Genomic DNA, 14,660 nt, shown 5'->3' with positions numbered 1-14,660 from the left:
CCTTTTCCATCAATCTTGTCTCTTGACCAGGTGGGGGGACTGGCTCCAGTCCATGGAATTCTCTCAACGTGCATATATAAAGACGTATTGTAGCGCAGATTGTTTCGTATTTTTGGCTAGTAGTAATTTTTTCGTATGTGCTTCCCCCTTGAGATGGAAGGTGCTGGCGCCATATGATAGAAACATACACCTCTCATCAAGAGCCAAAGAAAGTCGAGCGATACAGCCATGTTGGCAGCCATGTTTTACGCACCGGGCGATCTACGCCTGGAGGAGCGTCCCATTCCGCAGCCAGGGCCAGGCGAGGTCCTGCTCCAGGTAGCGGCAGCCACGACCTGTGGCACCGATCTCAAAACCTTTCGCCGGGGACATCCCCTGCTCTTTCGCCAGACGCCAGCCGGCTTTGGACACGAAGTCTCTGGCACAGTCGCTGCAACAGGCGCCGGTGTGACAAAGGTGCGTGAAGGTGACGCCGTCGCGGTAGCCAACTCGGCCCCCTGCTACCAGTGTTTCTATTGTAAGCGTGGCCGCTATAGCCTCTGCGAAGACCTGCTACTCCTCAATGGCGCCTACGCCGAATACCTGCTGGTGCCTGCGCGCATCGTCGAGCATAACCTCTATCCTCTCCCAACGGATACTTCATTTATCGCGGCGGCCCTGGCTGAACCCCTCGCCTGTGCTCTCCACGGCGTTGGAGCCAGCGATATTCACGCGGGAGATACCGTCATCGTGCTGGGTTCAGGTCCACTTGGCCTCCTGCTCACCGCCGCTGCGACGCTACGTGGCGCGCGAGTTGTACTCACGGGCCGGGGTGAGGAGCGCCTACGCCTGGGAACCTATTTTGGCGCCTCATGTGTGATTGATGTCACTAGCATGACGCTGCAAGAGCAGTACGAAGTGGTACGCGACCAGACGGAGAAGCGGCGAGGTGCCGACGTGGTCATCGAGGCTATTGGCACGCCCGAGACCTGGCAACTGGCGGCCCAACTGGCATGTCCTGGCGGCCTGGTCAACCTCTTTGGGGGCTGCGCCTCGGGCACCCAGGTGACCCTGGAAACGCGTCCCCTGCACTATAGCGAGCTTACCATCAGGGGCGTCTTTCATCATACCCCAAGCTACTACGCTCAGGCACTGCACCTGATTGCTGAACGTCAGATAGATGTGGAGGCCCTGGTGACCCGGCGCTTGCCCCTGCATGCGGCCCTGGAGGCTATCAGTCTCCTAACGCAGAAGAAGGGGGTAAAATATGCACTGATTCCTCCGGACTTCGCGTCCCTTCTGGATGGAGCAGTAAGCCCTGATGGATGATCTGGTAGTAAATATCAATGACCTGTTGCACGCTCAGGCGTCCTCCAGGGTGAAACCAGGACGAGACCTGTGTACACATGGCGATAACAGCATAGGATGTAACTTTGGTATCGCTTGGACGAAAGACACCGCGTTCCATCCCATCCTGGAGCATACCCTGAAGCAGGCGATCATAGATATCGCGTAGCTCGACAATGTGCGCCCGCTGCTCGCCCTCCAGGGAGCGAAGTTCGGTATCAATGATAAAGAATTCGGCCTTGTTGCTGGTATGCAGGCGGATATGATTGGCGATGGCCTCACGCAAGCGCTCACGGGGATCATCATAGGTACGCAGGAGCATCTCTAGCTGGCTGTTCAGACGCTTCATATACGTCTCCATAATCTCAACCAGCAGCGATTGCTTATTGGGATAGTGATGATAAATACTGGCCGCCTGAATTCCCGCCAGGCGAGCAATATCGCGCAGGGGCGCGGCATGATATCCATACTCGGCAAAGAGTTGGACCGCAGCGGCGAGAATATTTTCGCGCATCGAGCGCCCTTCGACTGGCATAGGTAACACCTCTCTTCCTCTTCGGCTACAGGGTGATTGTATCAGAAAAAGGCAACGACCGTATAGCCCCGTGCTACTTGCGTACGCACCTACTCGTTCAGCAGTAGGTGCGTACGCAAGTAGCACGCTTTAGCGGCTGGCCCAGAGCATGCCGCGTTTCATGATTTCGAGTGCTTCGGGCACCTCAAAGTCACTGACGACATGTCCTAGCGAGGAGTAGAAGACGCGTCCCTGGCCCCAGCGTTTCTTCCAGACCACCGGCACGACGCTGCCCGCGATCCAGGGGGCATGCTCGCCGCTAAAGGTGGTTGTGGCCAGGACTTCATTGATGGGATCAATGTGCATATAGTACTGTTCCGAATGCATGTGAAAATCTTGCAATCCGGCGGTAATGGGGTCCTCAAGGTGAGTGATGTTGACTTCATAGTCAATGATATTGCCGGGATGCGCGACCCACTGGCCGCCAACCATAAATTGATACTCTGTGCTGTTGCGGAAGGAGTCGGCCATGCAGCCATGCCAGCCCGCGATACCAACGCCACTCTGGACGGCACGCAACAGGCCCTGTTCCTGTTCAGAGGTAATCGTGCCCATGGTCCAGATTGGCACAATAAGATCAAGCCGCTGCATTTTGGCTTCGTCTAAATAGGCGTCGAGCGTATCGGAGACCTCGACCTCGTAGCCCTGCTCACGCAGGAAGGGTGCGAAGAGGGCCGCGCCCTGCTCCGGCTCATGGCCTTCCCATCCGCCCCAGACAAGTAATGCTGATTTCATAAAAGAAGTCCTTTCTTTATGGTCCGGACCCTGATCTGTACCAGGTCAGAGTCTCCACATATTGACGTGTTACTGCTATTATGTCCCGAGAACCCCTGGGCAAGCAACCTGTCGAGAGGATATAATGCAAGCAAAAGGGAGGAAAGGAATCGTTATGGAGCAGAAAGATATGTTGCGCATTGTGCTGGTTGGATGCGGCGCCATGAGCCGTGCCTGGCTCCAGACCGCGACCGAGCTTGCTGACGTCGAGGTCGTGGGACTGGTCGATATTTATGAGGAGGCCGCGCATGCCAGGGCGCGCGAATTGCAGTTGACACAGGTTATGATTGGTACGGATCTGGGCGAGGTCCTGGAGCGCACACACCCCGATATTGTCTTTAATTGCACTATCCCAGAGGCTCATCTGCAAACAAGCCTACAGGCGCTAGAGGCAGGCTGTCATGTGCTGAGTGAGAAGCCACTGGCCGCCTCACTAGAGGCGTCGCGCACCCTGGTGGCGGCCGCACAACGCGTTGATAGATATTTCGCGGTTATGCAGAACCGGCGCTATGATGCGAATATTCTACGCGTACACCACGCTCTGGCCTCGGGCGAGTTGGGAGCGCTCACTACAGTCAATAGCGATTTCTATATTGGCGCGCATTTCGGGGGCTTTCGCGACCATATGCGCCATGTCCTGCTCCTGGATATGGCCATCCATACCTTTGACGCGGCGCGCTTCCTGACCGGGGCCGATCCTGTCTCCGTCTACTGCCATGAGTGGAACCCTGCTGGCTCCTGGTACGATCATGACGCCTCGGCAATCGCCATCTTTGAGATGACAGGCGGATTGATGTATACCTATCGCGGGAGCTGGTGCGCGGAGGGCCTGGCGACCACCTGGGAGAGCGACTGGCGCTTGATTGCCCAGCGTGGAAGCATCACCTGGGATGGTGGAGAGGACATACGGGTTCAGCAGGTACAGGAGACAGGGGGCTTTCTCTCCACATTTTACGACGTTGAGCCAGATCTTGTAGAGCGCACAGAGCGGACCCAAGGACATTCCAGCGCAATCAGGGATTTTATCGCCTGTGTACGCGAGGGACGAGCGCCCCAGACCAGTGGCACAGATAACATAAAAAGCCTGGCGATGGTGTTTGCCGCCATTGAAAGCGCTGAAAGCGGTAAGCGCGTCGCCGTTTCCTGGTAGCGCAAGAAGGTTGTCAAAGAAGAGGAACGCATGCAGATCCAAGAGCAACAAACTCTCTACAGCCAATTTGAACGTCGCCTACGCGCGGCAGGCGGCGAATCACACTATGCGGACTCTCTCGAAGAGGCCGCCCGCCTGATCGCGGAGCATCCCGCGCTGGCAGAGAAGCTCATCATGCTTCCTCCAGGCTTCGCACAACGTGAGCCATGGGGAGCGCTCCTGTCTCTGTTAGAAGCGCGAGGGATCACCCTCGAAGAGGCGGAGGGACCTCGCGAGATCGCCGACGCACCCGCCGGGCTCTCAGACGCCCACCTGGCCATTGCCGAGACTGGTTCGGTGCTGGTCGCCGAGAACAACCTGGCGGCGCGTGCCGTGACCATGTTGACCATCGCCCATTTTGTCCTGGTGCAAGCGCGAGAGCTTTATCCCATGCTGGAGAGCGCGGGTGAGCGTCTGCGCCAGCTCTCCACGCCTGGAACTGAGCAGCAACATCATATGACCCTGGTCACCGGCCCCAGTCGCACAGCCGATATCGAGCGCACCCTCACAATAGGTGTTCAGGGACCGAGAGTATTTTGTGTTTTGTTCGTTGAGAGCAACTAACGATTGTCTTTACCACAATGATGTGGGTGGTTACAGATCGGAGTAGCGTTTTTATGGAGCAGCCACAATCGTCTTCTCAACATGATACCCTTCAGCCCGCGCAGGTCGCGCTGACAGGGACGCTCACACCGCAACAGGTCGTGACCGAGGAGCAGGCCAACACAACTCACGAGCACCAGCCATTTGAAGAGCGCCTGACCCATGCCCTGCACGACACCAACTTGCAGGGCGCGCTCAAGCGCTTTGCCCCCAACTGGCGCGCTTCGCGTCTGCAAGTTTTCCAGCAAGAGCAAGAGGCCTATGGCGATGAGTTTAGTTTCGCGAACCTGCGGACACAATTGCGCCAGGCCAAGGACGACGCCATCGAGCACCAGGAAGAACTGGTCGCACGCTTTACAAGCCAGGCCGAGGCCGCAGGTGCCGTCGTATACCAGGCGCGCACCGCCGAGGACGCCAACCGCTATATTTACGAACTCTGCCAGCGTAAAGGTATTGAACTGGTCGTCAAAGCTAAGACCATGGCCAGCGAGGAGATCGAACTCAACGCCTACCTGGAAGAGCGAGGCATCACGGCTATCGAGACTGACCTGGGGGAGTGGGTCGCGCAACTCGACCACGAACGTCCCTCCCACATGGTCATGCCCATCATCCATAAGACGCGCCAGCAGGTAGGCGAGACGTTGACCAGGGCCACCGGGCGCGAGATCTCGCGTGATGACGTCGCTGAACAGGTCGCGGTCATTCGCACCGAGCATCGCAAGTCCTTCCTGACCGCGGGCATGGGGGTAAGTGGAGCCAACGCCCTCATCGCGGAGAACGGAACCGTGATGATGACGACCAACGAGGGCAATGGGCGCCTGGTGACCTCGCTCCCACCTGTCCATGTCGTCATCGCCGGCTGCGATAAACTCCTGGGAACCTTCGCCGACGCCATGACTCAGCTACGCCTGCTGGCCAGAAGCGCGACCGGGCAGGCCATGACCAGCTATTCAACCTTTATCACCGGTCCCTCGGCTCCCAACCAGGAAATGCATATCGTCTTGCTGGACAATGGACGTAGCGAGATGCGCGCAGACCCGCATTTTAAAGACGCCTTGCGCTGTATACGCTGTGCCGCCTGCGCTAATATTTGTCCCCCGTACCAGCAGGTAGGGGGACATGCCTTTGGCCATATCTACAGCGGCGCGATTGGCCTGGTCGTCACCCCGTTCCATCATGGCCTGGAGGCAGGGGCGGGTCCGCAGAGCCTCTGTGTAAGCTGCAATGCTTGCGAAACCGTCTGCCCGGTTGAAATTCCCTTGCCCAGCCTCATTCTGGATGTGCGCCATCGTGTGGCAGAGAAAAAGGGCCTGCATCCGATTAAGAGGATCATCTTCGAGGCCATGGCGCGTCCCTGGCTCTTTAACCTGGGAGCACGCCTGGGGAGCTGGGGCCAGTTGCCCCTGACCTGGGGTAGCCATTTTGTGCGCTCGCGTTACTTTGGTCTCCTGGGCAAGCTGCCCTTCCTCAAGGGGGTCGCGGACCAGGCGCGCTGGCGCAGCCTTCCAGCCCTGGCGTTACGCCCCCTGCGTGACCGGGTCAAGGCACGCAGCAAGTCTTATAGTCATGGAAAGCCCCTCGCTACTCAGGGGCAGTTGCATGTGACGGTGGCTTACTTTGCGGGGTGTATGACCGACCGCCTCTATCCTGAAATGGGGGAGGCTGTGATCAAGGTCCTGGAGAGCATCGGCGTGCACGTTGTATTCCCCCAGCAGCAGAACTGTTGTGGTCTGCCCGCGCTGAACTCCGGCGACCGGCGCAATGGCCTGCGCATGGCCAAGCAGACCATTGCCACGCTGGAGCAATCGCTGGAGGAGAGCGGAGCCGACTATATCCTCAGTGGCTCGACCAGTTGTGTCGTGACCATCATTCAGGATTACCTGCGCCTCTTCGAGGACTTTCACGAGACAACCTGGCTCAAACGGACTCAGGCCCTGGCGGATCGCGTCATCGACTTCGCAGGCTTCATGGATCGCGTCGTCATCCCCAGCGGCGTACAACTCCCAGTACGCGAGGAGAAGGCGAGCGAAGTCGTTGTGACCTATCATGACTCCTGCCAATCCTGTAACTGCTTGGGCTTGCGTTCCGAGGCGCGCCATGTCTTGCAGGATCTCCTGCACGTTGACCTGCGCGAGATGGCCCAGTCAGATGTCTGCTGTGGCTTTGGCGGCACGACCTCGATTGAGCAGCCCGAGGTCGCCGAGCGCCTCTTAAACAACAAACTGCAGAACGCGGAAGAGACGGGGGCTGCAATCCTCATCGCCGATAACCCCGGCTGCCTGATGCACTTGCGTGGCGGGGCAGACGCCAAGGGGAAACGTCTGCGCGTTCTACACCTGGCCGAGGTCGTCGCCGAGCGTTTGCAAGAAGAGTAACACATGCAGGGGTGAGAGCAGGCTAGCCTGCTCTCACCCCTGCATGTGTGCCCCTTTGTTTATAAATCAGCTCTCACAGGGGTCAGCGTATCGAAAGGTGAAAAGTGTACGCTAAGTGGTGCATCCGCTAAATTTAGGAGACTTTGGGCAAAACAGCGATGCCAGGTGGCGGTGAGCATTCCAATAGACCGTGGCCGCCTGGACCGCCTCTACCATCTGCTCCCACACTCAGTTTGAAATTGCACGCGCACAGGTTCGCATCCTCTTCCCTTCCACGCGATTGCTCCCATCGTTCATTGTTGCTGGGTCTTGGGGATTCAGAGATTGCGCTTGGTATGAAGCAGAAGGATCGAATGCATTTAAAAGGTGATGCGGATTCGATGATTCCGGTACAAACACACCATGTCGAGGAACATACGCAATGACCTCAAATTAATAGTATCGCAAATACGCGGGCAGATGGTATAGGAGCAGAGACGAGACCATCACCTATCCGTTGTTTGCGTATAGATGATGGCCCTGACATCGAGTTGAGAGGTCTCTTGCAAACTAGCCTTTGACTCTCCAAGGCAACGCGTGCCCACCAGAAAGCGCCTTACTGCGGGTCCGAGGTGCACGATCAGATCGCTGAAGCGCGTCCATATACCCACGTATTGCCGTTTCCGTCACGAGTCCCAGATGGAAAGGCATTCCTCCTGGCTGCGTGGCGAGCCAGGCCACAAAGTCACGCAGAGTTGCCAGGTAGGCTGCGATTGTTTTGGGATCACGCGTCCCCAGTGCTTCTCGGAACTCCTGGAAGATGGCCGGATCGGTGCGGGTATCTGGCATCTCTTTCTCCTAACTTTCCTCTCAAACGATTCTCCGACGAGATTTCGTGGAGAACTTTGACTTTTTTCCTTCTGTGCACAACGAAGCGGAGCATGAGGATGGGAAAAACTTGACCAAGAATGGCTATTCTCCTACAAGTGTTCTCCGACGAGATCTCCTTGCGATCGTGTGAATAGTGATGAGAGGCGAGGAATCCCCGACTCTGGTCTGAGTGAAATCCTCCCCAGTTCGATGTCCTCATGGCGGTTTTAGCTCATACTACAACAGGGGTAACGAGATTACCAGGGGTAAAACCTCCGCGAAGCGCTTCGCGGAGGTTTTACCCCTGGTAATCTCGTTACCCCTCGCAGAAAAAACTTCCTTCTCCTATTGTTCCACCAGCACCCCATCGTTGATCTGCACGATGCGATCGGCGGTGGTGATGACCATGGCGTCATGCGTGGCGACCAGCAGGCCAATGTTGGCCTGGCGCACAATTTGCTGCAAGAGATGTGTGATGGACTGGCCCGTGTGCAGGTCGAGATTGCCGGTTGGCTCGTCGGCAACGACCAGGCGCGGCTGGTGAGCGAGGGCGCGCGCCAGCGCGACGCGTTGCTGTTCCCCGCCGGAGAGTTCCAGGGCACGGTGATGGACGCGCCCGGCGAGACCAACCATCTCCAACGCTTCGAGCGCGCGCCGCTTGCGCTCGGCTGGCAACGCAGCCTGCAAACGTAGAGCCAGCTCGACGTTTTCCAGCGCGCTTAACGCCGGAAAGAGGTGCGCATTCTGGAAAAGTATGCCTACGCTCTCACGGCGCAGAGCCGCGCGGGCAGGCTCGCGAAGGGTCGCCAGGTCGCGACCAAGCACCTGGACCTGGCCAGCTGTGGGATTATCCAGGCCCACCAGGATATTCAGCAGGGTGGTCTTACCAGAGCCAGAGCGCCCGCGCAGCGCGACGAATTCGCCAGGCGCGATGCGGAGATCGATGCCGCGCAGCACGTGGACCGTTCCGCTGGCCATCTTGAAATCACGTGTGATACCGCGCGCCTCGACGACGGCTGTTGTTACCTGGGTTGTTTGCGTCATTATACACCATCCGTTCCAGTTGTCTGCCTTTGCGCGGGGATGAGCGTCTCCTGCGCACGCTCTTTGCCATTGGTAAAGGGCCAGAGGATTACGCGATCCCCGGCTACCTGCACCTCTGCGCGGCCATTTGTAGGAATGAGTTCCAGTGCCTCCCTCGGCAACTGGAGGCGTCCGACCCGATCAACCAGCACCAGTTCGCGATGCGAATCCAGCGAGAGGCCGATAATTGAACTCGTCCCTCTGCTCGGCATCTGGCGTCGTGTGCTCACCGGCCAGAGTTCGAGATGATTGCCCGCGACATGGATTTCCAATTGATTCCCCAATTGATGCTGTTCCAGGATACTCGTGAGCGTTGCTACCAGCTCAGACGCGGGCTGCGCCGTCTCGCCAGGCGCGCTGGAAACCATTGCTGGAACCTTCGTCCGGAGCTCGGCAGGCGTTTCTGGTGTGCGGCGGATCGTCTCGGTACTCGTGCGCCCATCGCGAATCGCCAGCGTGCGATCGACGCGCTGCGCCACGGCAGTATCGTGGGTCACCAGGATGATCGTCTGGCCGAGTTCGGTATTGATCTGACGCAGCACGTCGAGCAGTTCTTGAGCGGTCTGCGAATCGACCTCGCCCGTTGGTTCGTCGGCCAGCAGCAGTTCCGGCTGGTTGGCAAGGGCCACAGCAATAGCGACACGCTGCTGCTCGCCACCAGAAAGCTGGAAGGGGCGTTTTTTCGCATGACCGGCTAGGCCGACCAGTTCCAACAATGTGTGCGTGCGTTGAGCCGAGCGTTTGGCAGAGATGCCATTGAGCATCTGCGGCAGGTCAACATTCGCGGCTACGCTGAGATCTGGCAGCAGGTTGCGCCCGCTCTGCTGCCAGAGATAGCCCACGACGACGTTGCGGTAACGCGTGCGCTGCTCTTCATCCAGGCGGGTCAGGTCGTAGCCAGCCACGTTGCCATGCCCAGCGCTGGGAGCATCAAGACCGCCCAGGATGTTCATGAGCGTGGTTTTGCCGGAGCCAGAGGCACCAACCAGCGCGATCATTTCGCCGCGTGCGACCTCCAGATCCAGTCCCTGAAGTGCCACGACCTCCAGATCTTCGGTTTTATAGATTTTTATCAGATTATCGCAAGTGACAATGGATTCTTGCATAAAAACTCCTTAATCCTCGTTCAGACGCAGTGTCTGGCTCATAGAGGGACGAGAGACAAGGCGTGCCATCAGTGCCAGAGCCACTCCGCAAATCACCACGAGCGCGCCCAGCAGTCCGATGATCAGCCACGCAGGTACGACAAGCTGGACTGGCAGGGTATAGATCGAGGCCTTGCTACTCAGGGCCGTTACAACGTCGGTGAAGATCAGCGCTGGGCCGACAAAGGTCATCAGGAACAGACCCAGACCCAGACCGAGCACAACCGCGAACACATAGATCCAGCCTTGCTCCCAGAGCAGCACTGCTGCAATCTGACGCGGCGGCATACCAAGCGCGCGCAAGACAGCGAAGTTAGTCAGACGCCCCGAAGCATTCAGCCAGCTGAAGAAGAGCGTTCCAAGCAACGCCAGCAGGAGCGCAGTCGCGATGCCCAGGTAGAGCATACCATCGACATTGACATAGAGCGGATTCGATTCTGCGCTGGCCAGTTGTGCGCGCAAGTCTTGCAAGTTTGGGAAGGCAGCACGCACGCTGCTCAACGAGGTGCTGTCACTGTTGGTCTTTAACCAGACGAAATTTGGATCGAGCGTACTGCCGCTATTTTGCCGATAGACCGAGGCATAGCTCTGATAGTCGCACAACATGCCATACGTGATCAGGTCGCTGGAGCTATCGTAAACGCTGGGAATGTAGTGGACAATGCCTGCCACAACGTAGTGGATGCTATAGCCATCGGACGTGGGCAGAATAAACGAAGAACCAACGGAGAGGTGCTGATTGCTCGCCATCTCGTCGTCGATAATCGTATAGACGGTATCGTTGTTGGTCGCGTCGGCGCGATGGCTGATTAGCAGGGACATCAAACTGGCAAGCGATTGCTCTGAGTGCTGCGAGCTCCAGATGACCGTGCTGGCATACGTATCAGCATTCACAGCCACCACATCGGTCAGTGCACTTGTCTGCTGAACCGAATCCTCATAACCCAACGTAGCGGAAGTTACTCCCTGCACCTTTGTATAGGTAGCAGTCTCCTGCGCCAGCGTCAGATGCTGGGTATTGGGTCCGACGCTTCCGCTGAAGTCTGCGCCGATGGCGAAATCCACCGAATCGCTGGTGCGCTGCTGCTGGGTCGCGGTATAGACCAGGGCGAACATGGTCGTCGAAATGACCAGCAGAAGCAAGAGGATCATGCGCGAAGCCGGGCGAGGTGCGCGCGCCATCTGCGCGAACGCGAGCACGGCTGGAGCTTTGCGCCTGCGCGACGACAGGAATGTACATAGGCGCAAGCAAAGCGGGAAGAGGCGCAGGAAGAGCGTGAAACAAATGGCAGAAGCCAGGAATGGCGCGCACAATGCCATGACGCCCCGAATAACAAGCAGGCCCTTACCAAGTTGCCCCGCAATCGTGGGCTGCGACATGTACAGGTAGCCGAGATAGCCCAGACAGAGCAGCACAACACCAACGATATCCAGGTTGAGGCGTCGCCAGAAAGGGGCGCGTGTGCTACGCGAAGATTCACGTCGGAAAGCGAGCACATCCATTTGAGTAGCGCGCCTGACCGAAATGATCAACGTGAGCAGTGCGCAGGCGATTGTTGCCAGGGCGAACCAGCCCACGCTCAGCGCCGTCGAGAAGGGATTGTCCAGCAGGACATTCAGCGACGATTGAGGAGAACCGGACAGGAGCAAATGAACCAGCAATTCAACCAGCAGGATAGCGGCAAAGGGGCCGAGGATCAACGCAATCAGGCCCAGGATCGTCCCCTGGGTCACAAAGGCACCAAACACGTGGCGTCGAGTCGCGCCGCGGCTGCGCAATGTCGCAATCGTCGCGGTCTGGCGTTCTACCAGGGCCACCGACATCGTGCTCACCAGGAAAATCAGCAGCGCCAGGATCAGAACAAGCAGGGCGATAATGGGAATATTAGCGATTGCGATCTCAGTTTCGTAGTTTGAAATGGTATCAAAGAGTGGCCCTGCCGAACGCATCTGAAAAGGCGCGGCATCCGGCACCTGTTGCAACGATTGCCCCAGTTGTGAGGAAAGATTCGTGCCACCTTGCACAAGCGCGTCCATATTGTTCGTATTGACGCGTGTAATATCAAGCGGATAGCTCCAGTTCAGTCCGAAGAACGGCAGATTAGGAGAACCTTTACCACCAGCCGCAATAACCACGCCCTTATTCCCGAAAACCTGTTGATTATTCAGCGAGACCTGCAAAGAAGAGAGCTGTGGCAGGAGCGCGCTGCTTGAGGCCAGTACTGGATACGACGTGCCATGGGAACTTGTATTGGCCTGAAAGTCATTGGCATATTCCCAGTTCTTACTGGTTCCGAATATACCAACCACATGCAGGGTCCAGGTCACACTTCCCACGGAATCGGGAAAGGTTGCCTTCAGCACCGAACCAATACTCGCATGCAAGCTTGCCGCTTCGGCCTGAGTCAACGCGATCTCGATTTGATTGTTGAGGGCATCTGGCAGGTGCCCCTGAACAACAGTTAATTCGCTGCCGACCTTATCGAGATCGTAGCCAACAACTTGCAGCGTATTGGTGTTCTGGCTGCTGGCGCCCTGCGAGGCACTGGACTGCAACGTCAAAGGTGGCAGAGAGACCGAAAAGTCCGCGCTGCCGTTGACATAGAAACCAATATTGCTCTGCACAGCCTGATTAATCTGCTGTTGCGCCTGGAGAATCTGGTCGGAGGTCGGGTGCAAACTATAGAAAGTCGCATTGACCCTCTGCTGGCTCAGCGGGATACTACTCAGAACTGAGCGCAGACCAATCGTGCTGGAGACCTGAGCAAAGAGCGGAACGGAACAGATCAGCACAACCATTGCGATCATGCCCAGCCAGGTGACCAGCAACGAGCGCCACATCTGGCGCAGACGCCACCAGGCGAGCCTGACAATCGCGGGCAAGAGTGCCAGCGTAGAACGACGCGAGAGAGTGGAGGCCATAAACACTCCTTTACATTTGCATGTTTTTTGTGTGTGAAATGCGAACCAGGCAAGCTCTTCCACCCGGCACTCGGAATATAACTCATAGGCTGTAAAGAAGTTATGAAGATCTCGTCAAAAAGCCATCAGGTTTGAAAACTATGAGTCATCCCTGATGTTTCTCTCGCCTGCCTGGCGCCTCTGGCGCCTCGCAGTTCAAGGGAAAAGGGTGAGCGTCGGGTTCGTCGGGCCGCAGCCCGACGAACCCGACGCTCACCCTTTTCCCTTAAAGCCGCTTGCGGCGTTGCAGGACACACATTTCCTGACGCGGAAACATCAGAGATGACTCATAGGGATCTCATCCAGCAATGTCGTAATCAAGCAGCATCCCCTCAACAAGCGCGGGCAGTGTAAAAGCGAAACAGGAACCGCGACCTGATTGGCTCTCGACACTGACCTGGCCACCGTGCGCCTGGACCATCTGCTTGACGATCGCCAGGCCCAGGCCGGTGCCACCGGTCGAACGCGTGCGCGAGGAATCAGCGCGATAGAAACGCTCAAAGACATAGGGCAAATGTTGTGCCTCGATACCGCAGCCAGTATCCCGCACGCGGACCAGTACCTCATTGCCGTGTTCAGCAGCACTGACCGTGATCTTGCCGCCTTCGGGCGTGTGCATAATCGCGTTCCCGATCAGGTTGCGCAGGATCTGGGCCACACGTTCGGGATCAGCCTCGACCCAGGGCAGGCCAGGCGGCAGGTCGATATCCAGCGTGATCTCCTTCTCGGCAGCGCGCAGCTGAAGCACATGCACCGCCTTGAGAAGACACTCGTTGAGCGCCAGGGGACGGCGTATCAAGCACAGTTGTCCGGCCTCAGCCAGACTAAGCTCCTGCAAATCAGTGACCAGGCGCGTCAGCAGTGCCGATTCTTCATAGAGCGAGGCAATGGTCTCGGGCGTAGGCTCAACCACCTCGTCCTGCAACGCTTCCAGGTAGCCGCGAATGTTGGTCAGAGGGGTGCGCAGTTCGTGTGCGATATCGTTGATCAAATTGCGGCGCAGGTTTTCAGAGCGCTGCAACCCATCAGCCATGGTATTGAGGGCGTGCGCCAGTTCGCCAATTTCGGTGTGCGTCCTCACCTTCAGGCGCTGGCCGAGATCGCCTTCTTCCATGCGCCGGGCCACAGTGGTCATGCGTTTGATCGGCTTGATAATCGTGTAAGAGAAGGCCAGGCTGAGAATCAGCGCGATCAGACCCGCGAGGAAAACGCTAAACATGATCGAGCTGGTAACTGAATTGAGGAAACTTTGTTCGGGGGAGGCCAATGCCTTTGGCACTCCAAGGAATGAGCCTGGGAGATTGGGACAAAAAGGAATCGTGTTGGTCGAGAGCACGATGGTATCGCTGGACAATTCCGCGCAGAAGAGCGTTGAAGAACTCGTGCTCTCCTGTCCAGCAACCACTTTAGCGCGCTCCCGAAGAACAAAGCCACCGATCAGATCAGGCTCGTTAGAAGCGATCACCAGGCCCACGGGATTGACCACAATCAGACGGATATTATATGCGCGCCCGATTTGATCGACCATACCCTCCTCAATTTGCGGATCAGGATTATCGTTTGATTTGATATTAAAATTGTTTAACCCGGTTATAGCATCATTGAGTCCTGCCCGCTGTTTTGCAGAGACATACACTTTGAACAGACCAGCAGTGCTATGACCAGAAAAAAATGCCACAATGCTGATGGTAACCAGGACGATCAACAGGAACATCAGCCATAAGCGAAAACGCAGGCTGCGCGTGAAATGAGGCAGGCGGAGATGGCGTTCACGGAACATC

At 57.3% G+C, this 14,660-nt stretch carries 11 protein-coding genes; 4 read left to right on the top strand and 7 right to left on the bottom strand.

From position 1 onward, the window contains the following. Positions 1-228 precede the first annotated feature (228 nt). Complete coding sequence (locus KTE_RS01435) at positions 229-1,308, top strand: zinc-binding dehydrogenase (protein WP_201377697.1); 1,080 nt, start codon at positions 229-231, stop codon at positions 1,306-1,308. Here the strand turns inward: KTE_RS01435 and KTE_RS01430 are convergent. Both KTE_RS01430 and KTE_RS01425 read right to left on the bottom strand, forming a co-directional pair. Further along, positions 1,214-1,861 carry a TetR/AcrR family transcriptional regulator gene (locus KTE_RS01430; RefSeq protein ID WP_201377695.1) on the bottom strand — a complete coding sequence of 216 codons (648 nt, stop codon included), beginning with the start codon at positions 1,859-1,861 and terminating at the stop codon, positions 1,214-1,216. The genes KTE_RS01435 and KTE_RS01430 overlap by 95 nt on opposite strands. A gap of 129 nt (positions 1,862-1,990) precedes the next feature. Continuing rightward, positions 1,991-2,635, bottom strand: coding sequence for a ThuA domain-containing protein (locus KTE_RS01425; RefSeq protein WP_201377693.1), 645 nt, complete (start codon positions 2,633-2,635; stop codon positions 1,991-1,993). Positions 2,636-2,789: 154 nt separating this feature from the next. Between KTE_RS01425 and KTE_RS01420 the strand changes: the two genes are divergently transcribed. The 3 genes from KTE_RS01420 to KTE_RS01410 are packed head-to-tail and all read left to right on the top strand — an operon-like array spanning position 2,790 to position 6,841. Next, positions 2,790-3,824, top strand: a complete 1,035-nt coding sequence (locus KTE_RS01420; RefSeq protein ID WP_201377691.1) for a Gfo/Idh/MocA family protein — start codon at positions 2,790-2,792, stop codon at positions 3,822-3,824. Positions 3,825-3,854: 30 nt separating this feature from the next. Next, on the top strand, positions 3,855-4,427 hold the full coding sequence (locus KTE_RS01415; protein WP_201377689.1) for a lactate utilization protein: 573 nt from the start codon (positions 3,855-3,857) through the stop codon (positions 4,425-4,427). Between the two features lie 53 nt (positions 4,428-4,480). Further along, the gene (locus tag KTE_RS01410; RefSeq protein ID WP_201377687.1) at positions 4,481-6,841 is read left to right on the top strand and encodes an LUD domain-containing protein; all 2,361 of its coding nucleotides are present in this window, start codon (positions 4,481-4,483) and stop codon (positions 6,839-6,841) included. A gap of 549 nt (positions 6,842-7,390) precedes the next feature. Here KTE_RS01410 and KTE_RS01405 read toward each other — a convergent pair. From KTE_RS01405 to KTE_RS01385, 5 genes are all read right to left on the bottom strand, one after another. Beyond that, entirely contained in the window at positions 7,391-7,669 is a 279-nt protein-coding gene (locus KTE_RS01405; protein WP_201377679.1) for a phage integrase N-terminal SAM-like domain-containing protein, read from the bottom strand. 366 nt (positions 7,670-8,035) lie between these two features. Then, positions 8,036-8,734 (bottom strand): ABC transporter ATP-binding protein, encoded by a 699-nt coding sequence (locus KTE_RS01400; RefSeq protein ID WP_201377677.1) that lies wholly within the window; start codon positions 8,732-8,734, stop codon positions 8,036-8,038. Then, a complete protein-coding gene (locus KTE_RS01395) occupies positions 8,734-9,879 on the bottom strand; it encodes an ABC transporter ATP-binding protein (RefSeq protein ID WP_201377675.1) in 1,146 nt (381 codons plus the stop codon). The genes KTE_RS01400 and KTE_RS01395 overlap by 1 nt, the downstream gene beginning before the upstream one ends. Positions 9,880-9,888: 9 nt before the next feature. Further along, positions 9,889-12,840 carry an FtsX-like permease family protein gene (locus KTE_RS01390; RefSeq protein ID WP_201377673.1) on the bottom strand — a complete coding sequence of 984 codons (2,952 nt, stop codon included), beginning with the start codon at positions 12,838-12,840 and terminating at the stop codon, positions 9,889-9,891. Positions 12,841-13,177: 337 nt separating this feature from the next. Then, entirely contained in the window at positions 13,178-14,659 is a 1,482-nt protein-coding gene (locus KTE_RS01385) for a cell wall metabolism sensor histidine kinase WalK (RefSeq protein WP_201377671.1), read from the bottom strand. Position 14,660: the final 1 nt, after the last annotated feature.

It is taken from the genome of Ktedonobacter sp. SOSP1-85 (assembly GCF_016587415.1).
Taxonomy (GTDB): domain Bacteria; phylum Chloroflexota; class Ktedonobacteria; order Ktedonobacterales; family Ktedonobacteraceae; genus Ktedonobacter.
This window is presented reverse-complemented; position numbering and strand designations above follow the sequence as displayed.